This is a genomic window from Clostridium nigeriense (assembly GCF_050585265.1).
Lineage (GTDB): Bacteria > Bacillota > Clostridia > Clostridiales > Clostridiaceae > Clostridium > Clostridium nigeriense_B.
Genome location: NZ_JBNOOE010000003.1, coordinates 36334 through 61624 on the forward strand (window position 1 = coordinate 36334; position 25291 = coordinate 61624).

General features: G+C 26.9%; 25 protein-coding genes and 1 other annotated feature. Of the genes, 12 read left to right on the forward strand and 13 right to left on the reverse strand.

Features of this window, described 5'->3' with window-relative positions; translation table 11 throughout:
• Positions 1 to 22 precede the first annotated feature (22 nt).
• The 5 genes from ACQPVP_RS03765 to ACQPVP_RS03785 are packed head-to-tail and all read right to left on the reverse strand — an operon-like array spanning position 23 to position 4333.
• Positions 23 to 1084, reverse strand: a complete 1062-nt coding sequence (locus ACQPVP_RS03765) for an ABC transporter substrate-binding protein (protein ID WP_430847380.1) — start codon at positions 1082 to 1084, stop codon at positions 23 to 25.
• Positions 1071 to 1880, reverse strand: a complete 810-nt coding sequence (locus ACQPVP_RS03770; protein ID WP_430847382.1) for an ABC transporter permease — start codon at positions 1878 to 1880, stop codon at positions 1071 to 1073. Before ACQPVP_RS03770 ends, ACQPVP_RS03765 begins: the two co-directional genes overlap by 14 nt.
• Positions 1874 to 2728: an ABC transporter permease gene (locus tag ACQPVP_RS03775; RefSeq protein ID WP_430847384.1), complete on the reverse strand. Its 855-nt coding sequence runs from the start codon at positions 2726 to 2728 to the stop codon at positions 1874 to 1876. The genes ACQPVP_RS03770 and ACQPVP_RS03775 overlap by 7 nt, the downstream gene beginning before the upstream one ends.
• Positions 2721 to 3770 carry a spermidine/putrescine ABC transporter ATP-binding protein gene (gene potA, locus ACQPVP_RS03780; RefSeq protein WP_430847386.1) on the reverse strand — a complete coding sequence of 350 codons (1050 nt, stop codon included), beginning with the start codon at positions 3768 to 3770 and terminating at the stop codon, positions 2721 to 2723. The genes ACQPVP_RS03775 and potA overlap by 8 nt, the downstream gene beginning before the upstream one ends.
• Positions 3771 to 3793: 23 nt before the next feature.
• Positions 3794 to 4333: a helix-turn-helix domain-containing protein gene (locus tag ACQPVP_RS03785; protein WP_430847388.1), complete on the reverse strand. Its 540-nt coding sequence runs from the start codon at positions 4331 to 4333 to the stop codon at positions 3794 to 3796.
• Positions 4334 to 4788: 455 nt separating this feature from the next.
• Between ACQPVP_RS03785 and ACQPVP_RS03790 the strand changes: the two genes are divergently transcribed.
• Positions 4789 to 5862, forward strand: a complete 1074-nt coding sequence (locus ACQPVP_RS03790) for a GNAT family N-acetyltransferase (RefSeq protein WP_430847390.1) — start codon at positions 4789 to 4791, stop codon at positions 5860 to 5862.
• Positions 5863 to 5963: 101 nt separating this feature from the next.
• Positions 5964 to 6677 carry a pyruvate formate-lyase-activating protein gene (gene pflA, locus ACQPVP_RS03795; RefSeq protein ID WP_430847392.1) on the forward strand — a complete coding sequence of 238 codons (714 nt, stop codon included), beginning with the start codon at positions 5964 to 5966 and terminating at the stop codon, positions 6675 to 6677.
• 186 nt (positions 6678 to 6863) lie between these two features.
• Here pflA and ACQPVP_RS03800 read toward each other — a convergent pair whose 3' ends face one another.
• Positions 6864 to 7493 carry a 3'-5' exonuclease gene (locus ACQPVP_RS03800; RefSeq protein ID WP_430847394.1) on the reverse strand — a complete coding sequence of 210 codons (630 nt, stop codon included), beginning with the start codon at positions 7491 to 7493 and terminating at the stop codon, positions 6864 to 6866.
• A gap of 137 nt (positions 7494 to 7630) precedes the next feature.
• Positions 7631 to 8536 (reverse strand): arginase, encoded by a 906-nt coding sequence (rocF, locus tag ACQPVP_RS03805; RefSeq protein WP_430847396.1) that lies wholly within the window; start codon positions 8534 to 8536, stop codon positions 7631 to 7633.
• Positions 8537 to 8842: 306 nt separating this feature from the next.
• Here rocF and ACQPVP_RS03810 point away from each other — a divergent pair, with 306 nt between their 5' ends.
• On the forward strand, positions 8843 to 9583 hold the full coding sequence (locus ACQPVP_RS03810) for an alpha/beta hydrolase (protein ID WP_430847398.1): 741 nt from the start codon (positions 8843 to 8845) through the stop codon (positions 9581 to 9583).
• A 59-nt stretch (positions 9584 to 9642) separates the two neighbouring features.
• On the opposite strand, the gene ACQPVP_RS03815 is transcribed toward ACQPVP_RS03810, so the two are convergent.
• A complete protein-coding gene (locus tag ACQPVP_RS03815; RefSeq protein WP_430847400.1) occupies positions 9643 to 10278 on the reverse strand; it encodes a hypothetical protein in 636 nt (211 codons plus the stop codon).
• A 195-nt stretch (positions 10279 to 10473) separates the two neighbouring features.
• Between ACQPVP_RS03815 and ACQPVP_RS03820 the strand changes: the two genes are divergently transcribed.
• The 3 genes from ACQPVP_RS03820 to argS all read left to right on the forward strand — a co-directional run bounded on the left by ACQPVP_RS03820 (position 10474) and on the right by argS (position 15160).
• Positions 10474 to 11919, forward strand: a complete 1446-nt coding sequence (locus tag ACQPVP_RS03820) for an LCP family protein (RefSeq protein ID WP_430847402.1) — start codon at positions 10474 to 10476, stop codon at positions 11917 to 11919.
• 314 nt (positions 11920 to 12233) lie between these two features.
• Positions 12234 to 12878, forward strand: a complete 645-nt coding sequence (locus ACQPVP_RS03825) for a site-2 protease family protein (RefSeq protein WP_430847404.1) — start codon at positions 12234 to 12236, stop codon at positions 12876 to 12878.
• Between the two features lie 297 nt (positions 12879 to 13175).
• Positions 13176 to 13379: a binding site (T-box leader), on the forward strand.
• Positions 13380 to 13468: 89 nt separating this feature from the next.
• Entirely contained in the window at positions 13469 to 15160 is a 1692-nt protein-coding gene (gene argS, locus ACQPVP_RS03830) for an arginine--tRNA ligase (RefSeq protein ID WP_430847406.1), read from the forward strand.
• 214 nt (positions 15161 to 15374) lie between these two features.
• Here the strand turns inward: argS and ACQPVP_RS03835 are convergent, their stop codons facing one another.
• Entirely contained in the window at positions 15375 to 15533 is a 159-nt protein-coding gene (locus ACQPVP_RS03835; RefSeq protein WP_430847408.1) for a FeoB-associated Cys-rich membrane protein, read from the reverse strand.
• Between the two features lie 408 nt (positions 15534 to 15941).
• On the opposite strand from ACQPVP_RS03835, the gene ACQPVP_RS03840 reads away from it, so the two are divergent.
• Positions 15942 to 16730 carry a ribonuclease H-like domain-containing protein gene (locus tag ACQPVP_RS03840; protein WP_430847410.1) on the forward strand — a complete coding sequence of 263 codons (789 nt, stop codon included), beginning with the start codon at positions 15942 to 15944 and terminating at the stop codon, positions 16728 to 16730.
• Positions 16731 to 16801: 71 nt separating this feature from the next.
• Here the strand turns inward: ACQPVP_RS03840 and ACQPVP_RS03845 are convergent, their stop codons facing one another.
• Positions 16802 to 17674, reverse strand: a complete 873-nt coding sequence (locus ACQPVP_RS03845) for a ComEC/Rec2 family competence protein (RefSeq protein ID WP_430847412.1) — start codon at positions 17672 to 17674, stop codon at positions 16802 to 16804.
• 146 nt (positions 17675 to 17820) lie between these two features.
• Here ACQPVP_RS03845 and ACQPVP_RS03850 point away from each other — a divergent pair, with 146 nt between their 5' ends.
• The 3 genes from ACQPVP_RS03850 to ACQPVP_RS03860 all read left to right on the forward strand — a co-directional run bounded on the left by ACQPVP_RS03850 (position 17821) and on the right by ACQPVP_RS03860 (position 22220).
• The gene (locus tag ACQPVP_RS03850) at positions 17821 to 18531 is read left to right on the forward strand and encodes a lysophospholipid acyltransferase family protein (RefSeq protein WP_430847414.1); all 711 of its coding nucleotides are present in this window, start codon (positions 17821 to 17823) and stop codon (positions 18529 to 18531) included.
• 437 nt (positions 18532 to 18968) lie between these two features.
• Positions 18969 to 20717, forward strand: coding sequence for a phosphoenolpyruvate carboxykinase (locus ACQPVP_RS03855; RefSeq protein ID WP_430847416.1), 1749 nt, complete (start codon positions 18969 to 18971; stop codon positions 20715 to 20717).
• A 162-nt stretch (positions 20718 to 20879) separates the two neighbouring features.
• Complete coding sequence (locus ACQPVP_RS03860) at positions 20880 to 22220, forward strand: DUF2334 domain-containing protein (RefSeq protein WP_430847417.1); 1341 nt, start codon at positions 20880 to 20882, stop codon at positions 22218 to 22220.
• A 44-nt stretch (positions 22221 to 22264) separates the two neighbouring features.
• On the opposite strand, the gene ACQPVP_RS03865 is transcribed toward ACQPVP_RS03860, so the two are convergent.
• Both ACQPVP_RS03865 and ACQPVP_RS03870 read right to left on the reverse strand, forming a co-directional pair.
• Complete coding sequence (locus tag ACQPVP_RS03865; RefSeq protein WP_430847419.1) at positions 22265 to 22474, reverse strand: DUF378 domain-containing protein; 210 nt, start codon at positions 22472 to 22474, stop codon at positions 22265 to 22267.
• 62 nt (positions 22475 to 22536) lie between these two features.
• Positions 22537 to 23004, reverse strand: coding sequence for an Lrp/AsnC ligand binding domain-containing protein (locus tag ACQPVP_RS03870; RefSeq protein ID WP_430840066.1), 468 nt, complete (start codon positions 23002 to 23004; stop codon positions 22537 to 22539).
• A 252-nt stretch (positions 23005 to 23256) separates the two neighbouring features.
• On the opposite strand from ACQPVP_RS03870, the gene ACQPVP_RS03875 reads away from it, so the two are divergent.
• Positions 23257 to 23592, forward strand: a complete 336-nt coding sequence (locus ACQPVP_RS03875) for a hypothetical protein (RefSeq protein WP_430847421.1) — start codon at positions 23257 to 23259, stop codon at positions 23590 to 23592.
• 45 nt (positions 23593 to 23637) lie between these two features.
• On the opposite strand, the gene ACQPVP_RS03880 is transcribed toward ACQPVP_RS03875, so the two are convergent.
• Positions 23638 to 24663 (reverse strand): CehA/McbA family metallohydrolase, encoded by a 1026-nt coding sequence (locus ACQPVP_RS03880; RefSeq protein WP_430847423.1) that lies wholly within the window; start codon positions 24661 to 24663, stop codon positions 23638 to 23640.
• 123 nt (positions 24664 to 24786) lie between these two features.
• Between ACQPVP_RS03880 and ACQPVP_RS03885 the strand changes: the two genes are divergently transcribed.
• Positions 24787 to 25287, forward strand: coding sequence for a gamma carbonic anhydrase family protein (locus ACQPVP_RS03885; RefSeq protein WP_430847425.1), 501 nt, complete (start codon positions 24787 to 24789; stop codon positions 25285 to 25287).
• The last annotated feature ends 4 nt before the right edge of the window (positions 25288 to 25291 follow it).

The following is a 25291-nucleotide window of genomic DNA, read 5'->3' on the forward strand; positions in this document are numbered from 1 at the left end:
GGGTTACGTGTGTAACCCTATTTTAGTTGATTTTAACTTTTAACCAAGCATCATCATATAATTTAATGTCATTTCCTAAATCTCTAAAGATTTCACACTTATCTAACACTTCTTCAGGAGGATAAACAGTTTCATCTTCTTGGGTTTCCTCATCTAAAAGTTCATAAGCTCCTATATTAGGAGTAGCATATCCTATATATTCAACATTTTCCTTTGCATTTTCTGGATCAGATAAGAAGTTTATAAATTCTTCTGCTTCAGTTTTATGCTTAGCTCCCTTTGGAATAACCATAGTATCAAACCACTTATTAGAACCTTCTTTAGGAACCACATATTGAAGATTTAAATCTGGAGCTTCTTCTTGAATGAAGATGGCATCACCAGAGTAAACAGTAGCAAAAATTGCTTCTCCATTTACCATTTTATCTTTAACTTCATCCATTACGTAAGATTGAACTAAAGGTTTTTGTTTTATTAATTCATCAGCTGCCTCATCTAATTCGGATTTATTAACAGAGTTAATTGAATATCCAAGTCTAGCTAAAGATATAGCTAATGTATCTCTTATAGAATCAAACATAAAGATTTCACCTTTATATTTAGAATCCCATAATATGTCCCAACTATCTACAACCTCATCAACTCTATCAGCATCATAAATTATTCCTACAGTACCCCACATGTAGGGAACTGAATATTCGTTAGTAGGATCATATTGTAGATTTTTATAATCTTCTCCAATATATTTATAATTAGGTATATTATTAAAATCTATTTTTTCTAACATATCTTCTTCTAACATTTTCTCAACCATATAGTCTGAAGGAAAAACTAAATCATAAGTTCCAGGACTATTTTTAACTTTTTGATACATTATTTCATTTGAGTCATAAGTATTATAAATTACATCTATACCTGTTTCTTCTTCAAATTTATCTATTAAATCTTCATTTATATAGTCTCCATTATTAAATACATTTAAAGTTCTTTTTCCATTTTCACCATCTTTTTTACATCCAACAAAGGATGAAGAAATTAATATTAAAGAAGATATAACAGCAATAAATTTCTTAAGCTTTTTCAACTTTATCACCTCTTGTAAATTCCTTTCTATTAGCTATTAATAGAAGTGTTAATACTGTTACAAACATTAGTGTAGAAAGAGCATTTATTTCAGGTTTAATACCCCTTCTTGCCATAGAATATATTTCAATTGATAGGTTTGTAACTCCCGGACCTGCTGTAAAGAAGCTTATAACAAAGTCATCAACAGACATTGTAAATGCCATAAGCATACCAGCCAAAATACCAGGTTTAATTTGAGGTAATATAATTTTTCTTAAAGTATAAGATGGAGTAGCCCCTAAATCTAAAGCAGCTTCCTCTATATTTGCAGGTAACTGTCTAAGTTTAGGTAAAACTGCTAATATTACATATGGAATATTGAATGTAATATGAGCAAGTAACATTGTAGTAAATCCAAAATCTAATTTAATAATTGGTCTTAAAAATATAAATAAACTCATTAATGCAATACCAGTTACTATATCTGGATTTAATACAGGTAGGTAATTTATATTTAATAGTAATGCTTTCTTAGGACCCTTCATTTTATTAATTCCTATAGCAGCTAAAGTTCCAATTATTGTAGCAATAATAGATGAAATTATAGCAATAACAATTGTAAAGAATAAAGCTTTTAATATATTTTCATTATTGAATAATTCCACATACCATCTTAAAGTAAATCCGGACCATTTTCCCATAGTCTTGGAATCGTTGAAGGAGAATATTATTAATGCAGCAATAGGCATATATAAAAATATGAAAATTATTAATAAATAAAACTTTTTAATAAAGTTTTCAAATCCTTTTACCATAATTGTCCGCCTCCTTCTTTAGCCACTGAACTGTCAAATAAGCTCATTATAGCCATACAAATTAAAATAATTACCATCATAAATATTGATATTGATGAACCGAAGTTCCAATCACCCATAGTAGTGAATTGTTGTTCTATTAAGTTACCTAAAAGTGTATATTGTCCTCCACCTAATAATCTAGAAATTACGAAAGTAGAAACTGCAGGCATAAAGACCATAGTAATACCAGAGATTACGCCAGGCATACTTAAAGGTAATATTACTTTTCTAAATATTTGACTTCTGCTAGCACCTAAGTCAGCAGCAGCATTTAATAAATCATTATCTATTTTAGTTAACACTGTGTAAATTGGTAGTACCATAAATGGCAAGAAGTTATAAATCATACCTAAGATTACAGCACCATCATTATATAAGAAGTTAAAAGGTCCAAGTCCTATATAACCAAGTAAATTATTTATAAATCCATTTTTACCTAAGATAGGTAACCAAGCGTAAGTTCTAAGTAAGAAATTCATCCACATTGGAACTATAAACAGCATAATTAAAATATTACCTTTTGAAGGTTTCATTTTAGATATTATATATGCTACTGGATAACCTAAAATTAAGCACCAAAATGTAGATAAAAATGCAAGCCATAAGCTTCTTTCAAAAACTTTTATATATTGTGGTTGAACTAATCTTAAAAAGTTTTCTACAGAAAAAGTATATCCTCCATCAGTAGTTGATACAGTAAAGCCGAAAAATAATACTATTAGTAAAGGGATTATTATAAATAGAGCACTCCAAAATATAAATGGATATGCAGCAAGGTTCTTTCTAGAAACCGTAGACTTACTCATTATGAGATACCTTTCTCATTATATGAATATCCTCAGGATAAATATCTAAACCTATAACTGAATTAACTTCTGCAAACTTAGTATTGTGTAATATCCATTCATGTTTTCCATCTTCAACTTCTATTTCGTAATGTACTCCCTTAAATATTATTGATTTTACTCGTCCCTTTAACATTCCCTTATCAGCTGATACTATCTTGATGTCTTCTGGTCTTATAACAACATCTATTGATTCATTTTTATTAAATCCTTTATCTACACAATCAAATACTTTATTACAAAATTCAACTTTATAGTCTTCAAGCATTGTTCCATCTAATATATTACTTTCACCAATAAAATCAGCTACAAAAGCATTAGCTGGTTCATTATATATATCTTCAGGAGAACCCATTTGTTGGATTTTTCCTTTGTTCATAACTATTATTGTATCAGACATAGTTAAAGCTTCTTCTTGATCATGAGTTACAAAAATAAAAGTTATACCTAACCTTTGTTGTATTCTTTTAAGCTCAATTTGCATTTCTTTTCTTAGCTTTAAATCTAAAGCTCCAAGAGGCTCATCTAGAAGAAGAACTTCAGGTTCATTTATTAAGGCTCTAGCAATTGCAACTCTTTGTTGTTGCCCACCACTTAAAGATTCAATTTTTCTATTTTCAAAGCCTTCTAAAGAAACTAATTTTAGCATTTCTTTAACTTTTGAATCTATTTTATCTTTAGGAGTCTTTTTTATTTTTAATCCAAATGCTATATTTTGGTATACATTCATATGAGGAAATAAAGCATATTTTTGGAATACGGTGTTTACTTGCCTTTTATATGGAGGTAAAGAAGAGATATCAGTTCCATTAAATAAAACCTCACCTTCATCAGCTTCTTCAAAACCAGCAATAATTTTTAATGTAGTTGTTTTACCACATCCGCTAGGACCAAGTAATGTTAAAAATTCATTTTTTTTAATGTTTAATGAAAGGTTGTCTAAAACGCAGTTATTTTCAAAGGTCTTAGAAACTCCTTTTATTTCTATTATATTTTGTTCCAAAATAAACACCTCTTTCTACAGATTTAAAATGATGGTGGAGTACTTATCCAAATTACTTTAGCTTGTGTTTTTCCAGCATTTGAAATATAGTGATTAGATTTAGGCTTAAAATAAAAGCTTTCTCCCTTTTTCACTTTAAATTTCTTTTTACCTAAATGTAATATTATTGTTCCAGATAAAACAAAACCAAACTCTTCACCTTGATGAGGTTCTTCTTCTATATATTGCCCTTCAGGTTCTAAAGTTATCATAATTGGTTCCATTTCATTTTTTTGAGCATTAGGTATAAGCCACATTAATTTATATTTTAAGTCTTCATTTTCAGTTTCAAACATATCTTCATATGTAAAAGTAACCTTTTCTTCAGTAGCATCACTAAAAAATTCCGTTAGATTTGTTCCAAGAATCTCTAATATATCTATTAGTGTGGCTATTGAAGGAGAAGTTAAATCATTTTCTACTTGGGATATAAAGCCTTTAGATAATTCACATCTATTGGCTAATTCTTCTTGAGTTAATTGTTTTTCAATACGTAATCTACGTATTTTTTCACCGATTTCCACAAATACACCTTCCACCTATAAATTTTCTAATACTAAACCTTATGTTTAAAATTACTAAACAAACAATAGTAATTATATATATTTCTTCCATGAAAATCAATATTTTTTTATAAAAATTTAAAAAAAAATTTCTTTGAAAATCATTGATTTTATTAACTTAGAATAAGATTATAAAAATAATAGTTTAATAAAACAACACTTGAAGTTTAGAAATACTAAATAAAATTTAGAGGTGGGAAATTGATAGAAAATTCATATTTCTTTTCAATGTAGATGAAACCTGATTTTATAAATTTTATATCTTTTACTATGTAATTAGTATTATTAATAAAATATTAAAAATAAATAACATAACTTCCTTAAGTACCCTATATTCCTTGATAAAAAAATTAATTTATGAGATAGTTATTTATATATTTACTTTAATAGAGAAGGAAATATTTGTAGGTGATATTATGAATAATAAAATGGGATTGTATAGAAGGAATGGTAAATTAGTTTATATAAAAATGCCTGAGTTTAATGAATTATCTTTCGTAAAGGAGTTATGGGGGGATAAAAAAAATATGGGTGACTTTGGAGAAGTTTATTCTTTTCCAAAAGAAAAATGGGAAATGTTTTATAAAAAAATGGTTAATCCAACAGATGGGAAGAATTTTTATTGCTTAGTTTATGATACTATGGATCGACCAGTTGGTGAAGTTAGTTTTCATGGATATAATTCAGCTACTAAAGTTGCCAGAATAAATATAAAAATTCATTATGATCATAGAGGGAAAGGATATGCTGAAGAAGCTTTAATATTACTTTTAGAGTATTATTTCTTAGAGTTTGGTGGGGAAGCTATAATAGATTCAGTAATAACTAATGCAGGAAAGTCTTTACTGGGGAAAATAGGATTTGAGGAGTTAAATAATTTTAGAAATCAAGGCACATATAAATTAACTAAGAAAAAGTTTTTGAGTTGCAAAATTAAGAGCAAAAAATCAATTGCTATTTTATCTTATGATGACTTATGTCTATCAGAGTATTCTCTAATTTTTAATATTTTCAATAAAGTAAATGAAATTTTAAAAGAAGAGTATTTTCATGTTTATTCTATATCTAATAAAGAAAATATTAGTGCTAAAGGTGTATCTATTAAAATAAATGAAAATTTAAGTGAAAATAAAATATGTCCAGATATATTAATTATTCCAGGAGGAAAGGGAATAATTAAAGTTTTAGAGGATAATTATTTAGTGGATAGTATTAATAAAATTTATGAAAATTGTGATTATATTGCTACGTTTTCAAATGGAGTATATTTTTTAAAGCAGGTTAATGGAGTAAATGGTATTTATATGCCTGATTCAAAATGGAAAATTGAAGGAACTATAAAAGTAAATAGATCTTTTGTAGATAATGGGAAAATAATGATATCTTCAAATTTAATTGGAAATATTGAACTGTGCATTAGTATAGTAAAAAAGCTTGCAGGTGATGATATTGCTAGGAAACTAGCTAAAGAAATTGGCTATTTGTACTAGTATTAATACTTTTTGTATTGGACAATTTATAATATACAAATTATAATAATTAGGACAACTTAAGATGAATTTTAATTGTGCAGGATAGAGGAGAAGATTATATGATAAAAGGTAGAATTCATTCGATTGAAACAATGGGACTTGTAGATGGACCAGGAATAAGAGTGGTGGTATTTTTTCAAGGATGTAAGTTAAGATGTCTTTATTGTCATAATCCTGATACTTGGAGTGAAAAAGAAGGAGAAGAGTATACAGTAGAAGATTTAGTTGGTAAAATTAAAAGATTTAAAAGCTATTTTTCTACATCTGGTGGTGGAGTTACTTTTTCAGGAGGAGATCCTCTTAGACAACCAGAATTTCTTTTAGAAGTTTTAAAGCGTTGCAAGGAAGAAGGAATACACACATGTTTAGATACTTCAGGTGTAGGTTTTGGTGAGTATGAAGAAATCTTAAAATACACTGATTTAGTTTTATATGATGTTAAGCATTTAACTGAAGATGGCTATTTAGATATGACAGGATATAAAATAGATGAAACAAATAAGTTTATAGAAGCTTCTCAAAAAGTGGGAACTAAGTTATGGATAAGACAAGTAGTTGTACCAGGAAAAACAGATAGTGAAAAATACATGGAATCTTTAAAAAAGTTTGTAGATTCATTAAAGAATGTTGAAAAGGTGGAATTACTACCATACCATTTATTGGGTGTGAATAAGTATGAAAATTTAAAACTGAAATATAGATTAGATGGAGTTCCAGCAATGGACAAGGAGATTTGCAAGAATCTTAAGAATAAATATTTCAGTGAATATTAATTTATACAATTAATTTAGAAGTGCATATATTAGTTTTGAGTGCCTTCTAGATTGCGATGGGGCAAAAAATCATAATTCCGAGGAATAAGGAATTATTACCCTTATTATAGAAAGAGGTAAATATTATATAACTGAGACTTAGGGCGTATGCAACGGAGTAAGGATATAATATTTACCTCTTCTTTTTTACTTATTGAGTAATTTTGAAAAGTATCCAGCAGGAATTAATCCTTTTTTCATACCTTGAATTACTGTTAGGTAAGTTGCAGCAGTATCAAATCTAGCATCGTGATAGTTTCCGCTACCTTCAAATAATTCATTTGCTTTATCAGCGATTTGTTTTTCTGTAATTTGAAGATAATCTATTACTTCAGCTAATTTTGGGTTTTTAACAGTTCCAGATGGATTTAATATATTACATATTGGTTTATAATATGCCATAGTACAAAAAGTATTTTTAGGCTCCCAAGTAGTATCTATTAGTCCTGCCTCCCATAATTGTTGTAATTCATGTTTTAAAAACTTTATATCAAATTGAACATTATGTCCTATAATAAAGTCTGCTTCAAAGAAGTCAGGCATAAATTCATGAACAAACTCTAAAAATTCTCTTCCATCTGAAAGTTCATAGAGTTTTTCTAAAGAAAATCCATGAATAGCTTGAGCTCCTTCATCCATACTATCTACTGTAAAGAAAAAGTTTTTACCTGTAGTTTTTTGTGGCTTAGTTGAAGCATCTATTACTATATAACTTAATTGACATATGTTTCCAGGTTTTATGCTGGTAGTTTCTGTATCAAAAAATAATAGCTTCATTATATCCTCCTAAGATTATTTTGCTTATTATATAATAACACAAAAATTAAAAAAATCGAAATACGGATTTTAAATAAATAATAAAGGAACCTAGAAAATCATTTTTAATGATTTTCAATAGGTCCCAAATTTATATCTTATTTTCCTTCAAAAGATTTAGAAATAACTTTTAATAACTCAAGACAAGTTTCTAAAGTTTTTTGATTATTATCTAAATCAGGATTAAATTCTACAAAATCCATAGATCTAACTAAAGAAGTATTGATAATACTTTCAATAACTTCTTTTCCTTCTGAAAAAGATAATCCATCTTCTACTGGAGTTCCTGTTCCTGGTACGTATGAAGGATCTAGGCTGTCTATATCAAAGCTAAAATGAATGTTATTAACATTATTCTTTTTAATAGCTTCTAACAACTCTGTTAAAACAACTTTTATGCCCTTTGTTTTAATATCTTTCATGGTCCATACATTTAGATTATATTCCTTGATTAATTCAAGTTCACCTAAATCTAAGTCTCTACAACCTAATAAAAATACATTTTCAGGTTTGACCTTTTGGCTTGGGGAATAAAGGTTAGTCAACTGCTCATGTCCAATTCCCATAGAACTTGCTAAAGGCATTCCGTGAATGTTTCCTGATGGGGAAGTCTCTAGTGTGTTCATATCACCATGAGCATCCACCCAAACTACTGCAAGATCTTCCTCGAAAAACTTACTAGCACCAGCAATACTTCCAATTGCTAGGGCATGATCACCACCTATTGTTAATGGTAGACTAGAATTTTTTAAGGATTCGTAAACTTTATCAGCTAGTCCAATATTTGATCTCACAACTTCATCTAAATACTTCATTTTTGCGTTTGCTGCGTATTTATCATTTGAAGAAACATTTTTTACATGAACTTCGCCCATATCACAGACTTCATGGCTTTTATTAAAGATATCTAGAAGGTTGTTCTCTCTTAAAATCCTTGGGCCTTTTTCTACTCCAGGATTATCACATCCGTAGAATAGAGGCATATCAATAATACTAATATTCATAAAACAAACCTCCAAAATGAATAATAATTTATAGGGCAATAAATATATATTAATAGTTTAAGGCGAATATGTAAATAAAAAAATAATAAAATTTTATTAAAATTTGCTAAATTAATTTTTATATAAGAAATACTAAAAATATCATTATATATGAAAATGAAATTTGTCTAAAAAAGCGAAAATTTCTCTATAAATATACTATAGTTTATTTATACCCTTATTAAATTTTGTTATTCTAGTTATGTACTATTTATTATTAAAGGAATATAATAATAATATTAAATTAAGTGTATAAAGAGGAATGTAATGATTAAAAAGAGAAAAAATAATATATTTAAAAATATTATAATTTCAAGTTTTATTATTTTAGCTATATTATTGTCTGGATTTGTTATTTGGGCAAAAGATTCCTACAATCCAACAGAGGATGCGAAGCAAGTTTTTAAAAATATAGATGTTGTTGATATTACAGAAGAGGAGTTTATAATATTTACTCCTAAAGACAATAATCCTAGTAAAGGATTTATTTTTTATCCTGGAGGAAAAGTTAATCCAGAGGCCTATTCTATTTTAGCAAAAGGAATAGCCGAGAAGGGATATCTGGTAGTTATAGTGCCAATGCCTATGAATCTTGCTGTATTATCACCAAATAAAGCTAATGAAGCTATTGAAAAGTATAGCTATATAGATACCTGGGCTATTGGAGGACATTCTTTAGGTGGAGTAATGGCTAGTAAGTTTGCAAGTGAAAATGATAATATTAAGGGACTAGCTTTACATGCATCTTATCCAAGTGGAGATGAATTAAAGGGTTCTAATATAGAAGTTATAAGTGTATATGGAAGTGAAGATGGAGTAGCTGATTTAGAAAAAATTAAAAGCGCTCAGTTATCAGAAAATAGTACATTTTTTGAAATTAAAGGTGGAAATCATGCACAGTTTGGTAGTTATGGTCCACAAAATGGAGATAATGATGCAATCATAAGTTCATCAGAGCAAATTAATGAGGCTATTAAATATACTGTTAAAATGTTAGAAGAAATATAATTAATGAAATATAAAAGAAATTAGCTGGTAAATTAATTTACCAGCTAATTTCTTTTATATTATGAAATCATTTCGCTAAGCTTTTGTAATGCAGCATCTTTTGAATCAAAAGAAAATTTATTTTCTTTAATATAATTTTGATCAGTTTCAGGCAAGTTTCCTAAGGGTTTTGAATCTGTATAGACTTTCTTTTCTGATTCAATTACATTACCATTAGCATCAGTTTTGAAAATAGAGATATATCCATTTTCTTCACCTAGATAATATTTATTAGCTTCAAACTTATCACTTTTTACTTCTTTGTCACGACTATATGTTAGTTTTTGTTCATTTTTTTCGGAAAGTTTATATCCATCTTTAGAAAGCTCAGTTGTTAATTCTTCTTCAGTTAAATTTTCCTTTAATTTAAGCTTTTCTTTTAAATTAAGTAAATTATCTATCATATCTACATTTTCGTTAGTTTTAAGTGTAACGAATATATCATTACTTAGATATTTATTATCTGCATATACATTTTCATTTTCAGCATCTATATTAGAGATTTTTCTGTTAGGATTAGTAAAATAATCAGTAATAAAATAGCTTAAACAAAAAGAAATAGCTAATAAAGTTACAAATGATACCAATAATGCAGCTTTTTGTTTTTTATTTAAAGTTTTTTTTGTAGAATTAGAATTATTATTAAAATTATCCATGTTTATCACTCCTTGCTATGATTATTGACAATAAACACAAAAAATAAACAAGTATAATTAAAAAATATAAAAATTTATGCAGATTGTTATTTTTTTGTAATGAAAATGACAAACTATTCTTGTATAATATTAAAGGTATTGTTGTGGATATGAATTTAATTGTTATATAATATGAAAGTAAGGGGAGGAATAGGAATGAGTGAAAATGAAGGATTAAAGAAAATAAAAGAAAATAAAAAAAAGAAGAAAAATATAGGAAAAATAATATTATTATCTATATTGGGGGTAATAGCTATTTCAATTGCAGTAGCAGTTGGATATTATAATCATATTAGAAATCAAGTATATGTAGAATATACACCTACTCCTAAAAATAATGTGGAATATACTGAAGTAGATGGTATTACTAATGTTTTACTAATAGGAACAGATGGTAGAACTACTGATGAACCAGCAAGGTCAGATTCCATAATAATCGCTACCTTAGATAATAACAATAAGAAAGTTAAGTTAACAAGCATACTTAGAGATACATTAGTAAATATTCCAGAGTATGGGGAAGATAAAATAAATGCAGCGTTTTATTACGGAGCATTAGAAGAAGACGATAAAGGTAATTTAAGAGGTTCAGAAGCTGGAGCTGCTTTATTAATGAATACTATAGAAGAAAACTTTAATATACATTTAGATAAGTATATTATAGTGAATTTTTGGGGATTTGAATCTATTATAGATGAAATTGGTGGAATAGAAGCTGATATAAAAGACTATGAAATAGATGAAATTAATAAATATATTGGTGAATCTACAGGAGTTAATTCTCCTCCAATAACTGAAACAGGATTACAAACTTTAAATGGTCAACAAGCTCTTTCATATGCTAGAATTAGATATGTTGGAAATGGTGGATTTGAAAGAGGAGAAAGACAAAATAAAGTTTTATTACAAGTTGCTACAAAATTGAAAGAAGTTAATCCTTTAAAATATGTAAGTTTAGCTAATACATTATCAAAGCAAGTTAAGACTAATATAGATATACCAGAAGCGTTAAATCTAGCTTATACTATATATAAGTTACCTTCTTTAAATTTTGAACAATTACAAATACCACAAACAGAACTTATAGCAAGAGATAATTTATATAAGGATAGAGGTTGGTGTCTATTAATAGACATTGAACAAAATGCACAGATAATGAACGACTTTATATTTAATGATAAGCTTCCTAATTCAGATGAATTTGATTTAGCTTCAGTTCAAAGTGTAGCGGCTATGTATAATGCAGAAGAAGCAAGGTATAATTCAGTTTATAACATAAATCCATCAGATTATAATGATAAGAATAGTGAAGAAGAAGTACTTCCAACACCTCCAAAAGAGGAAACTCCAAGTAACAATAATTCAAGTCAAGGTGGAAATACAAATAATGGTAGTAATGGCGGAAACACTAATGGAAGTAATGATGCTAATAATGGTAATAATACTGGTGGCTCTGGAAGTAATGATACCAATACTGGTAATAATACCGATACTGGTAATAATAGCGATACTGGTAATAATACTGATGGCTCTGGAAGTTCTGGTGGAGAAGCTGGAAATGTAGAAGGTGGAGAAGGATCAGGAACTGGAAGTTCTAATTAGGGAAGTGTGGTCCTAAAAATAGAAATTCAAATTCTGATGAATAGTAATTAAATTAATATAGGAGTGGGATGATATACTTACATTCCACTTCTTTTTAATATTTAGACCAGTTATAAAAATGTCACCATGTGATAATGTTTTGTAAATCCCTTCCTTTAGTCTATAGAGGTAAATATGTTGTGTTAGGGCAACTTGGAGATTGCCACGGAGTAACTAATATAATATATTTATTTTTATTAAATAAATATGAACAGAAGGAATTTATAGAAATAAATATGATATAATCATTAAAAAAAGAAAATAGGAGGGCTTAAATGTCAGATATACTATTAAATAAGATAATAACTATCCCTGCAATATTAATAGCCTTTGTGGCGCAGGGTTATGCAAGAGCTAAAGTTGCAGATAAATTAGGAGATAAAACCCCTAGATTTCAGGGTAGAGTGAGTTTAAATCCGTTAGCACATATAGATTTAATCGGGTTTGTGATGATAATACTAACTGGATTTGGATGGACAAAACCTGTAGAAACTAATCCAAGTGCATTTAAAAGAGGATATAAGGATGAAATAAAAGTAACATTAGCAGGACCTTTATCAAATTTATTAGTTGCTTTTATTTTTATGTTTATATTCCAAACCTGGGCTGAAGTTGCATATAATAGATTACCATATTCTACTTATGTTATTATTGCTAATATGCTATATGCTATTTGTTTTATAAATATAAATTTATTTATATTTAATTTAATACCTATACCAGGACTTGCTGGATTTGATTTATTTAGGGAACTTAGTCCTAAAAACTTTTATAAATATGGAAGTAAATTATATGATTATCAACTGCCAATACTTTTAATAATTGTTCTTTTTGGAGGAGTTATATTACAATACCCATCACAATTAATTATTAAGTTATTTGCAGCAATATCAGGTTTAATATTAGGAATATTTTTTTAGAATTATATGGAGCTGTCGCACAATGAAAAATTAAGAATGAATAATGAAAAATTAATGAAAAAAATCTTGAAAGAGTTTTGAAAAGAAATTAATTTTAATAATTCTTAATTAAGGCTATTTGTACGACAGTTCCATATTTAATAATTTAGGAAACTATAAAGCTGTTACATTGTAAATAACTTTTCATATTAATTTAATAATTAACTCTCCAATATTAACTTCTTTTAGATATAATGATTTTATGTTGACAATAAATCTTTGGTTTATGTATAATGTTGATATTATAATATAATAATATTAATATCTATGAAGAGAAAAGTACTATATTTGATTCTTTTAAGCGAGTAAGGGATGGTGTAAGCCTTGTAAGATAGAATATTAGGAAGAGAGCCTTGGAGATAGCTGCCTGAATTTTAAGTAGGATAGTTCGTTTGCTGCGTTAAAGCATTGAGTGGCATTTAATGCAATCAGAGTGGTACCGCGGATTTATTCGTCTCTTATTTATTTAAGAGGCGTTTTTTATTTGTATGAATTTTTCTAATCAATGTAGAAGAATAGTATATAATTTTTAATTTTTAAGGAGGATAAAAATGGATTATAAGAAGAAAGTTGCAGAAGCTATAAAACAACATGTTGATATGGATGTCGAAAATATAGAAAAGTTAATAGAAATTCCACCTAAAAGTGAAATGGGTGATTATGCATTTCCATGTTTCCAATTAGCGAAGGCTTTTAGAAAAGCTCCTAATATGATTTCGGAAGAGTTAAAAGATAAGATAAATGGTGAAGGATTTGAAAAGGTAATTAATGTTGGACCTTATGTAAATTTCTTTGTTGATAAGAATGAATTTACTAAGAACACTATTGAAAAAGTATTAATTCAAGGCGAAGGCTATGGTTCAAGTAATGTTGGTGAAGGAAAAACAGTATGTGTAGAATATTCATCACCTAATATTGCAAAGCCATTCCATGTTGGTCACTTATTTACGACAGCAATAGGTAATTCTTTATACAAATTATTTAAGAAAGAAGGATATACTGTAGAAGGAATTAACCATTTAGGTGACTGGGGAACTCAGTTTGGTAAGCTTATATCTGCATATAAGAGATGGGGAAATGAAGAAGCATTGGAAGAAAATGCAATAAATGAGCTTTTAAGAATATACGTTAAGTTCCATGATGAAGCAGAAAAGGATCCAGCTTTAGAAGATGAAGGAAGAGCTTATTTTAAAGCTTTAGAACAAGGCGATAAAGAAGTTGAGGCCTTATGGAAAAGATTTAGAGATTTAAGCTTAAAAGAGTTTGAAAGAATATATGAAGTATTTGATGTTAAGTTTGATTCTTATGCTGGAGAAGCTTTCTATAATGACAAGATGGATGCAGTAGTTAATGAGTTAAGAGATAAAAATCTTTTAGTAGAAAGTAATGGTGCTCAAGTAGTTATGTTAGATGAGTATAATATGCCTCCATGTATAGTATTAAAAGGGGATGGAGCATCAATATATGCTACTAGAGATTTAGCGGCAGCAATGTATAGAAAGAAAACTTATGATTTCTATAAGAGTATATATGTAGTTGGAACTCCTCAAGCATTACACTTTAAACAAGTATTTAAAGTATTAGAACTTGCAGGACATGAGTGGGCTAATGATTGTATTCATGTAGGATTTGGATTAGTTAAATTTGCAGACAGAAAGCTTTCAACTAGAAAAGGAGAAGTTATTTTATTAGATGACTTAATAAAAGAATCTGTAGATAAAACTTTAGAAATTATTAATGAAAAGAATCCTAATTTAGAAAATAAAGAAGAAGTAGCTAAGAAAATAGGTGTAGGTGCTATTGTATTTACGTATTTAAAGAATTCTAGGGAGAAGGATATAGTATTCGATTGGAAGGAAATGCTTTCATTTGAAGGTGAAACAGGCCCTTATGTTCAATACTCTTATGCTAGAGCAAATAGCATTTTAACTAGAGCAGGTGAATTAAAAGGAGTTGCAGATTATTCTAAACTAGATTCCAAGGAAGAATTTGAATTAATAAAGGCGCTAGAAGGATTTGGAAAGCAAATACATTTAGCAACAGAAAAATTAGAACCATCTATAATTACTAGATATGCAATAGAAGTTGCAAAGTTATTTAATAAGTTCTACAATGCACATTCTGTATTAAACTTAGAGGATGAAAGCTTAAAAGAAGCTAGAATTAACTTAGTAAAAGCTACATGTCAAGTTATTAAAAATTCTTTAGCTTTAATAGGAATAGAAGTAGTAGATAAGATGTAAAATATATAATATGCTTATAGTAATATAAGTTGTGAAAATTTATCACAAAAAATACTGAAAAAATAAGGAGCTGTTGTAAACAGCTCCTTAATATAAAATGTAAAATTTAAAAATAGGTTAATATTTCTGAGTAAAAGACTTAAATTAGTGTTAGATAAAAACTACTTTTAGTATTTTAACTTAAGTATGAAGTGATAAATATTCGATAGAATATTTATTTTTTTTCTAGCTTAACAATATTTTCTTTTTGTATAGGACAGCTACTAGAGCATTTTCCACAGTTACAACCACTACCTTTAGATGATTTACGAACACTTTTAAAGATTATATATGCTGCTAACACAACTATAATTAAAGTAATTAATATCTCCATGAGAACACCTTCTTCTTATAATAAATATATTCATAGCAAATATTATATTTTTGGATTTGACTAAGGAGCTTTTTATCTCCACCAATTTCTTTTATTATTGATTTTCTCTTAATTTTAAATTAATAGGCTTATTTTATCCACTTTGTATTGAAAATCATTATCATAATTTAATGATAACAAACTGTTAAAAAATAGTCAATACAATTGAAAAATTATTAATGATAATTTTAATTAATTTAGAATATTTATTATTTTCAATGTTGAACATATTAAGTATTACATAATATTATATAAGTAGGGATAATTATATTATTATTTATTCCTATATTGTTATAAAAGATGATATAATGTTATAAGATAAAATAAGGAATTTTAAGGTGATAATGATAAGGAAGAAAGAGTGGTAATGTGATTATAAGAGAAAATATAATAGAGGTAGATTCCACTAATAGGGAATTTATGTTAAAAACGTCTGATATACACAGACAACCGGAGGAACTTATATTTTTTGATTTGGAACACTATGTTTATAAGAAACCAAAATGTATAGGGGTATTTGGAGCTTGCATATATGAAAATAATAAGTTGTATGTTACTCAATATATGATAGAAAATAAGTATGAAACAATACAAATTTTAGAATTAGCAAAAAAATATTTTGTAAGAATGAAGAAAAAAGGGAAAAAAGCTATTGTCACCTTTTCTGGAAATAATGATTATACTGTGATTAATTATTTGTTCAAAAGGTATGGAATAGAACTTAACTTTTCTAAAGAGTTTGAGGATATAGATATTCAAAGAGAATATGAAAAGGAAATGAAACACTCCATAGGGCTTAAAAATTTAGAAAAAGATTTTGATATCCATAGAGAAGGAGAAGTTATAAGTGGTTCGAATCTTGCAAAAACCTTTAATAAGGTTTTAAAAGATAAGGAATATATTTTAAGAATGCCAAGGGAAAAAATTGAAACTATATTATTATATAATGAACAAGATGTAACTAATTTATATAATATATATATGCTTTGGAAAGCTTATGTTAAAAATGAATCTAAAGAAATAAAAGAAATTGATGTGAAAAATGAAAAAGAAAATACTAAAGATCAAGTCTTAGATGCTATTAATGGTGAAACAATAGAAATAAAGAGAGAAAAAAATTTAAATAGCCAAGAAGATGCATTAGGAGAAATAAGATAAAATATGTATATATTAATTTAAGAATAAATTCTTAAATGATAGATGCTCCTAAAAATTTTTAGGAGCATCTATCATTTCAAAGAAACTTTAATATTACTTCCATCTGAAGTAATAATTATATTTCCATTTATATCAGTCCTATATATATTAGTTTTTTTTAATTTATTTAGGGTATTTTCTGTAGGATGTCCATAGGAATTATTTTTTCCTACTGAAATAACTGATATTTTAGGATTTACTGAATCTAAGAAGGTCTCTGATGTTGAAGTTGAAGAGCCATGATGACCTACCTTTAAAACATCACTCTTTAAGTTTAAATTATTAGCTAATACTTCTTGTTCCACTTCCTCCTCAGCATCTCCTGTAAATAGAAAAGAAGTGTTTCCGTAAGAAACTTTAATAATAGGTGAATAATTATTTAAATTATCATAGGAATCTAAATTAGGAGAAAAAATTTCAAATAATGTATTTTGCCCAAGGTTTATAGCTGAAGAATTAGCTTTCAATATTTTAATTTTTAAGTTTTTTCTAGAAAGAGCTTCTGCCATATTTTCAAAAGAGGATGTATTATTATCTATTTTAGGAGAGTAGAAATTTAATACGTTATAGTTATTTATTATATAGGCCATGTTTCCTATATGATCTTCGTGAGGATGAGTTGCAATTACATAATCAAATTGAGTTATATCGAGTGAATTCAAATATTGAATTACCTTATCTTTTCCATCTTTAGGGCCTGAATCTATAAGTATATTTTTATAATTAACTTGAATTAAAATAGAGTCACCTTGCCCAACATCTATAAAATGAACTCTCATTTCATTTGGAGTGATAGAGGTAGCATTTGAATTAATTAGTGATTTTAATAAAAAAATACTTAGTAGCGTTAATGTCACTATTAATATATTTTTTATTTGTTTTATTAATTTATATTTTTTTATCATTTAAACTCCTTAAATAGAAATGTATATTTAAATTTACAAATAATATACATATATTATTGACATAAGAAAATAAAAATATAATTGAAGAATAAAATATAAGACATTATAATGAAATATAAGTAAATAAGATGGAGGTAGCAAATATAATGAAAGTCTTTAAAGTTATACATTATGGATTATATATGTTATTTATGCAATTTAAAGCTGTTAAACGTTGGTATATAGAAAAGACTAAGGGAGAGAAGGCAGCAGTTGAATATAGCGGAAAAGTTGGTGAAGACTGGGCTAGATATACTATCCATAGAGCAATAAAAATGAATGTTACTGTGGTTGGAAAGGAAAATATACCAGATCAGCCATGTTGTTATATTGGGAATCATACAAGTATATTAGACATACCATTATTAATTGATTCAGTTGGAAAATGTATGGGGTTTGTAGCAAAAAAAGAAATGGTTAAAGCACCTGTAATAGGCTATTGGATGGGAAAGTACAATTGTGTTCCTTTAGATAGAGAAAATCCTAGAGAAGCAATCAAGGTTATTAGAGAAGGTGCTGAAAATATTAAAAATGGATATAGTATGGCTATATTCCCAGAAGGAACTAGAAGTAAGGATGGAAAGCTTAGAGAGTTTAAAAAAGGAAGCTTAAAACTTGCAACTATGGCAAAGGCACCAGTTGTTCCAGTTTCAATAGATGGAGCATATAGAGCTTTTGAAATTGATAGAAAATTTAAACCTATAGATATAACAGTTACATTTGGAAAACCAATTTATACAGATAAATTAACTAGGGAAGAAGAAAAGGGGCTTATGGAAAAGGTAAGAGAAGTAGTAGCAAAAAACCTTAACCAATAATATAATTATCAAGAAGGGTCTACCTTAAAAACAATACAAATTAAAAATTAAAACTAAATATTTATTGATATAATTTTTAAAGAATTACTAAAATTAACAAAAAAGCTCCTTTAGGAGTTTTTTTATTAATTTTTAATTGTTAGATAAATCCTTCTTGATGTATAATTATATCTACTAATAAAATAAAAACATTCGAACTGGTATAAATATTAACTAAAAGTTGAAAAATAATATTCGTATATTTAATAAATCATAAAAAATATCATTAAATTTTTAGATGATTACGTTTACTTTGGAATGAAAAGTTAAAGATTCGTAAAAATTTTCAAAAATGCAAAATCCACCTTTATAATCTTGCAGAAAATATGCTATAATATAAAAAAATAACGATAAAATGAAATTTTTATTTTGTATATATTTCAAAAGGGGGCAAATCTATGAGAAAAGAATTTTCTATAAGTAATGATAAGGTATTAATAAATTTTACAGCTAAATACTGTAGTACATTTGAAGAATTAGTTGAGAGCGAGGGCTTTAGACGAGTTATAGAAAATTATTTAAAAAAGTCAAAAAAGAAATTTACTTTAAGTTGGAGATACTTAAGCAAAGAATTAAAAACAGAGGATGTAAATGAAGTATTAAGTACAGTAGTTAAGATTTTTAAGTATTGCACAGTTATGAATGTTGAGGAAATAGTTGAAGCTAATCCTAGTTATTCGGATTTATTTTCTGACAAAGATAATTTTATTGCATTTGTAGAAGATTTATATTTATTCTGGAGAACATTAGAAAGATATACTGTTATTCATAGTAATAAGCTACAAAATGGATTATCAGCAGTTAGTTTTACACAGGCTAACTCAGCATTATCTAATTTAATAATAAAATTATACAGAAAAATAGAGAAAAATGTATTAGGATATAAGCCTAATGTGTTTAGACAAATTCCTGTAGGAGGAAATGCATCTGTTATAATTAATAAGGTTTTATGGCCATTACCAAAGGGATATGAGTCTCTTGAAGATATAGAATTTATAGATAGTATATTATTAGAAACACCATTTATAACATATCCAAAGAAAAATACAAGAAGTGGTATGTTTAGTGAAGTTAATTATAATCCATTAGTAAATTCAACCTTAAATAGGGACCATTGGTTCTGTTATCCAGCTAAGGTTGGTGAGTTGCTAGCATTTATATATTTCCATAGAGATTTTATGCAACATGGAATAACATTATGTAATTTATTTGAAATGGCAAGAATAGAAGAATATAGAGGAAAAAAGCCAGATTTAGTTTATGTTTTTGGTGCAAAGGATAATTATGGGGATAAGAAAACAGTATTCTATGATGATAAAGAAAATGATATAATGGTAGGATATGTAAATCACTCAGAAGAAATAGATTATTTTGGATATATGAAGAAGATGACATTAACACTTCATAATTTAGTAATGATTAAAAGAGGTTATCTACCAATTCATGGAGCAATGGTTAATATAGTACTTAAGGATGGAAAGACTGCTAATGTAGTAATTATGGGAGATAGTGGTGCAGGTAAGTCAGAAAGTCTAGAGGCCTTTAGGACATTAAGTGAAGATTATATTAGTAATATGACTGTAATATTTGATGATATGGGAACATTTAAAGAAATAGACGGAAAGATTTATGGATATGGAACTGAAATTGGTGCCTTTGTTAGATTAGATGACTTAGACCAAGGGTATGCTTTTAAAGAAATAGATAGAAGTATATTTATGAATCCAGATAAGATTAATGCAAGATTAGTTATGCCGGTTGCACCATATAAGGAAATTGTTAAAGGATATGAAGTTGATTTATTCTTGTATGCAAATAACTATACAGAAGTAAAAGAAGGGGAAAAATCAATTGAGTATTTTAAGACTCCATCAGATGCAATAAAGGTATTTAAATCAGGAGCTAGAATGGCAAAGGGAACTACTTCAGAAAAAGGACTAGTTGAGAGTTATTTTGCAAATCCATTTGGTCCTGCTCAAAAGCAAGAAGAAACTAATGAATTAATTGAAAGATATTTTGATGCAATGTTTAATGGTACAGTTAAGGTTGGAGAAATTAAGACTTGTCTTGCGTTAGAAGGACAAGAAAAAGATGGACCAAGAAATGCTGCAATAGAATTATTTGATATAATTAAGAAAATGAAATAAATATTTAATAAAGTCTACTTTAAAAGTAGGCTTTTTTTATTGTAAAATAATTCTATTATTTATTATTTTTAAGAAAATTATAAAACGTAGTATTTTAATAATTTTCATAACTGATCTAAAAATAGACTTATTATTTTTATATTAATCTAGGAGGGGATATAAGTGAGGAAGAAGATTTATTCAATTATATTAATGATAGTGATTATAATTTCTTTATTTAATTTTCCAGTATATAAAAGTTATGGAGTAAACTATAGCTATTATAATACTAGAGGACAAGAATTTATAAAAACACTAAATTCTTCAAATAATAGAAGTAAAGAAATAAAAAAGATCCCGTATAATATTTCATTTATTTTAAATAATGAAACAATGAATTTTAAAGATGAGGTTTTATATGAAAATAATAGAATATATATAGCCATATCTGATTTTATTAAATATTTTCATAAAACTGAAGAAATAGATGGGGACAATATTAAAATAGATAATATTGCAGAAATAGATATTACAGATAAAACTTATTATGAAAATAATACAACTAAACAATTAAGAGGAGATATATTTAAAGAAAATAATGATTATTATATTTCTTTCTTTGATTTATGTGAAATTTTAAATCTTAATACCTTTTGGGATTATGATAATAATAAAATTTATATAGCGAAAAAGTCTATAGAAAAAGATGTGAATATAAAGGGAAATTTAAATAAAAAAAATGCATATATAAGATTTGAAGATTTTACAGCAGGAGATGTTTATCTTAGCAAATCTGCCTTGGAAAAAGTTAGAGCAGTTGTTGATTATATGAAAGATAAACATGAGGATTTTAGTATTTCTTGGATACCAAGATACATTAATTATGATTGTAATATGGATAATGATATATCTAAAAATGAATCTATTCAGAATTCAAATTTTATTTTCACATTAGATTATATAGTTAACAGGGGAGGAACTATAGGATTACATGGATATACACATCAATATGAAGATAGTAATAGTGTTACTGGATTTGAATTTGGAGATGGAGGATGTACTGACTCAGAGGAAATAAGAAGAAAGGTTGAAAATGCTATAACTGTAGCTGATAATCTTAATATACCTATTACTTATTGGGAAACACCACATTATAGAACAACAGCAGATGAACAAGAAATATTTGAAGAATATTTTAAAATTCTATATGAACCTGCAATAGGCGTTTATAATGCTAATATTATAACGAGTGCTAATAACGAAATTACTAAGTATATACCAACGCCTCTAGGGTATGTAGATGATAATACTGGTGAATCCATGATAGAAAGAATAAAAAATAGAGATAAAAATCAAGAATTTAGTCTATATTATCATTTAAGTATAGAAATTGATAGTATAGATGTGCATGTTGATAATAATGGTAATATAGTATGTAAATACGATGATAACTCAATATTAAAAAATATAGTAAATCTAACAGATCAATTAGGGTATAGATTTTCAAATATAAATAATTTGTAAAATTAATAAGGAAGTATAAAACTTCCTTATTAATTAAGTCATAATTATTCAATAAAATCTGTATATTTGCTTTTAGCAAAAAATGAAATTGAGTATAATCCAGCAACACCTACTAAGGCATAAATAATTCTTTCTAAAGCAGGCATTGAGCCGAATAAACCATTAACTAAATTATATTGAAAAAATCCAATTAATCCCCAATTAACAGCTCCAATTATAACTAAAATAAGAACGATTGAATCTAAAACTTTCATAATAATCCTCCCTTATTAATAAACTACATATTTAGTTTAACCAAGAGAGAGGAGATTATGCATTATATAGTAATGTTTCTATCTATAGGTTGATCTAAAGATATAATTGTATCAGTTCTTTGTATTCCTGTAATAGAATTGATTTTGTTTAATAATATATCTTGAAGGTCTGATATATTTTTGCATACAACCTTAGTTAATATAGAATAATTACCAGTAGTTAAATGTATTTCTACGACCTCTTTAATTCTAGAAAGTTCCTCAAATACAGAATTAAAGGAAGAGGTCTTGTCTACGTATATTCCAACAAAACAACATACGTCATAACCTAGCTTAGGTAAATTTAAAAGTATTCTTGTTCCTTTAATTATTCCAAGCTCCTCCATTTTTTTCATTCTTACGTGGATAGTACCGCCACTTACATGACAAATTCTAGCTATTTCTAAGTAAGGAGTTCTACAATCTTTTATTAATAAGTCTAATATCTGTAAATCTAATTCGTCTAACTGTGAAGTTAAATTTAAACTCATAAGACCACCTCATTTTAACATTTTATAATTTCTTAGTATATTCTATCAAATAATTAATTAAAATAGAAGGGAATTATAATAAATTTAATAAATAAAATTCAAAATTTTATTATATTACTAAAAATTGTATTATAATTTCCAATATATTAGTAAATGTTTTAATGTTACAAATAATTAAATTTATATGTCTTGAAAAGATTCAGTATTTCTTTTAATATAGTATATAGAATCTTTAAAAGGAGGAAGTATATCGTGGGCATACTATTTACTATAGCATATTTTGCATTCCTAATTTTATCAATGATTTTATTATTTACATTAGGCAGAAAGTATGTATTTTCAAAAGTAAGAATAAACAAATGGATTCCATTAGGAATATCATTAGTTTTATTTGTATTACAGTTCTTTTTTGGTAAACAAAATATATGGATAAGTGCGATATTTACTTTAGTAGTCGTTTGGTTCTTTATGTGGTTTATTGATATTCAAAGCACAGGTGGGCCTAAGCAAAAGGAAAAGAAAATTGAAATTAGACCTAAGGCTAAACCAAACAGAGTTAAACATATGCAAAATCAAAAAAAACAATAATTTTGAAAATAAACATGGCATTCTTTTTTGAATGCCATGTTTGTTTTAATTTAAAATGTAATTATTATTTATAAAAATAGGAGAGCTGAAGGCTACCTTATTATCATCTTCAATTATTTTAATAATATACCATGTTTCATTTTTTTCGTTTTTATGCTCATAAAGATATTTAATACTATTTAAATTTATGTTTTCAATAGATCTTATAACTTTACCATTATTACTTATTATTTGAATTTCTCTAATTTTATATTTAATATCTTCAGCTGATATCATAAATCTAAGTTTAGTTGAATCAATATTAATTTCTTCACCCATGAACATATCATTAATAGTAAAATAAAACCTTAAATATCTAGATTCAGTTGAATAAGTTCTTCTTTCTCTAAATGCAGAAATAATATTGACTGATGAAAGACTATTACATATACAAACTGTTAGATTTTCTGAATCTCCAAAGTTAATTTTATGATTGTCTTGTCCGTTAATTGCCCCAATCAACCAACCAGAATCTAATAAGTTATAATAGTATTTATCGTGACGTGTATATTTTCCATCAATACTTCCATTACCTACTTCAATTGAAGTGATTAATTTATTTAATAATTCATTATAATGTAGATTTTTTATATTTTTATGAGGGTGGTTAATGGATATAAAGGCGTCAGGATTATTAAGCATCCATAGGGCTAATATTTTTAAGTCTCTTACAGTTCCAGTAAAATAATTATTTGAATTAATTATATTTAAATCTCCATAGAGGCTAGTTTTGCTTTCAAAGCCAACTAAAGGCAGAAAGTCACTATATTTATTTCTTATTCTAGAAGCATAAATTTTAGTTCCCTGAAACTTTGAATATTTATTATCTTTAATATATACTTCATCTGAAAGATAGGAGTTATGATCAGTTATGAACATAAAATTTAAACCTGATTTATAAGCATATTCATAGGCTTCAGATGGGGAACCCTTACCAGTAGAATATTCTGTATGGCAATGAGGGATTCCATAATAGTATTTAAAATCAGATTTATCAAAGGTTTTTATATCTTTACTTCTTTTTTTTCCCAACTTAAACTCCTTAACAAATTATTATCTATCTATATATAGTATTTAAGGAGTAGAAATAATGACAATAATATTAAGTAGTGATAAAATAACTTTAAGTAGAAATTTATTTGGGAGGTTATAAAAATGATTTTAGATTTTAATGGAGTTAAACCAGTTATAGATAAAACTTGCTATATTTCAGAAAGTGTTGATATAATAGGAGACGTTGTTATTGAAAAAAATGCTAATGTTTGGTTTGGAACTACAATAAGAGGGGATATGAGTAAAATTCATATTGGAGAAAATACTAATATTCAAGAAAACTCTGTTGTGCATGTAGACTTTGATTATGAAACTAATATAGGAAATAATGTGACAATAGGTCACAGAGCAATTATTCATGGATGCGAAATTGAGGATAATGTTTTAATTGGAATGGGATCTATAATATTAAATGGAGCTAAAATATCAAAAAATAGTATTGTAGGTGCAGGATCCTTAGTAACTCAAAATAAGGTTTTTGAAGAAGGAGTTCTTATTATGGGAAGTCCAGCTAAGGTTGTAAGAAAATTAACAGAAGATGAAATTAAGAGTATAGAGCAATCTTCAAAGAATTATGTCGAAATTAGCAAGAAATACGTATAAGGCC

Coding starts and splice junctions, on each gene's coding strand:
- ACQPVP_RS03770 (WP_430847382.1), bottom strand. CDS start 1,880: ATGGTAAAAGGATTTGAAAACTTTATTAAAAAGTTTTATTTATTAATA.
- ACQPVP_RS03775 (WP_430847384.1), bottom strand. CDS start 2,728: ATGAGTAAGTCTACGGTTTCTAGAAAGAACCTTGCTGCATATCCATTT.
- ACQPVP_RS03790 (WP_430847390.1), top strand. CDS start 4,789: ATGAATAATAAAATGGGATTGTATAGAAGGAATGGTAAATTAGTTTAT.
- pflA (WP_430847392.1), top strand. CDS start 5,964: ATGATAAAAGGTAGAATTCATTCGATTGAAACAATGGGACTTGTAGAT.
- ACQPVP_RS03800 (WP_430847394.1), bottom strand. CDS start 7,493: ATGAAGCTATTATTTTTTGATACAGAAACTACCAGCATAAAACCTGGA.
- rocF (WP_430847396.1), bottom strand. CDS start 8,536: ATGAATATTAGTATTATTGATATGCCTCTATTCTACGGATGTGATAAT.
- ACQPVP_RS03810 (WP_430847398.1), top strand. CDS start 8,843: ATGATTAAAAAGAGAAAAAATAATATATTTAAAAATATTATAATTTCA.
- ACQPVP_RS03815 (WP_430847400.1), bottom strand. CDS start 10,278: ATGGATAATTTTAATAATAATTCTAATTCTACAAAAAAAACTTTAAAT.
- ACQPVP_RS03820 (WP_430847402.1), top strand. CDS start 10,474: ATGAGTGAAAATGAAGGATTAAAGAAAATAAAAGAAAATAAAAAAAAG.
- ACQPVP_RS03825 (WP_430847404.1), top strand. CDS start 12,234: ATGTCAGATATACTATTAAATAAGATAATAACTATCCCTGCAATATTA.
- argS (WP_430847406.1), top strand. CDS start 13,469: ATGGATTATAAGAAGAAAGTTGCAGAAGCTATAAAACAACATGTTGAT.
- ACQPVP_RS03835 (WP_430847408.1), bottom strand. CDS start 15,533: ATGGAGATATTAATTACTTTAATTATAGTTGTGTTAGCAGCATATATA.
- ACQPVP_RS03845 (WP_430847412.1), bottom strand. CDS start 17,674: ATGATAAAAAAATATAAATTAATAAAACAAATAAAAAATATATTAATA.
- ACQPVP_RS03850 (WP_430847414.1), top strand. CDS start 17,821: ATGAAAGTCTTTAAAGTTATACATTATGGATTATATATGTTATTTATG.
- ACQPVP_RS03855 (WP_430847416.1), top strand. CDS start 18,969: ATGAGAAAAGAATTTTCTATAAGTAATGATAAGGTATTAATAAATTTT.
- ACQPVP_RS03865 (WP_430847419.1), bottom strand. CDS start 22,474: ATGAAAGTTTTAGATTCAATCGTTCTTATTTTAGTTATAATTGGAGCT.
- ACQPVP_RS03870 (WP_430840066.1), bottom strand. CDS start 23,004: ATGAGTTTAAATTTAACTTCACAGTTAGACGAATTAGATTTACAGATA.
- ACQPVP_RS03885 (WP_430847425.1), top strand. CDS start 24,787: ATGATTTTAGATTTTAATGGAGTTAAACCAGTTATAGATAAAACTTGC.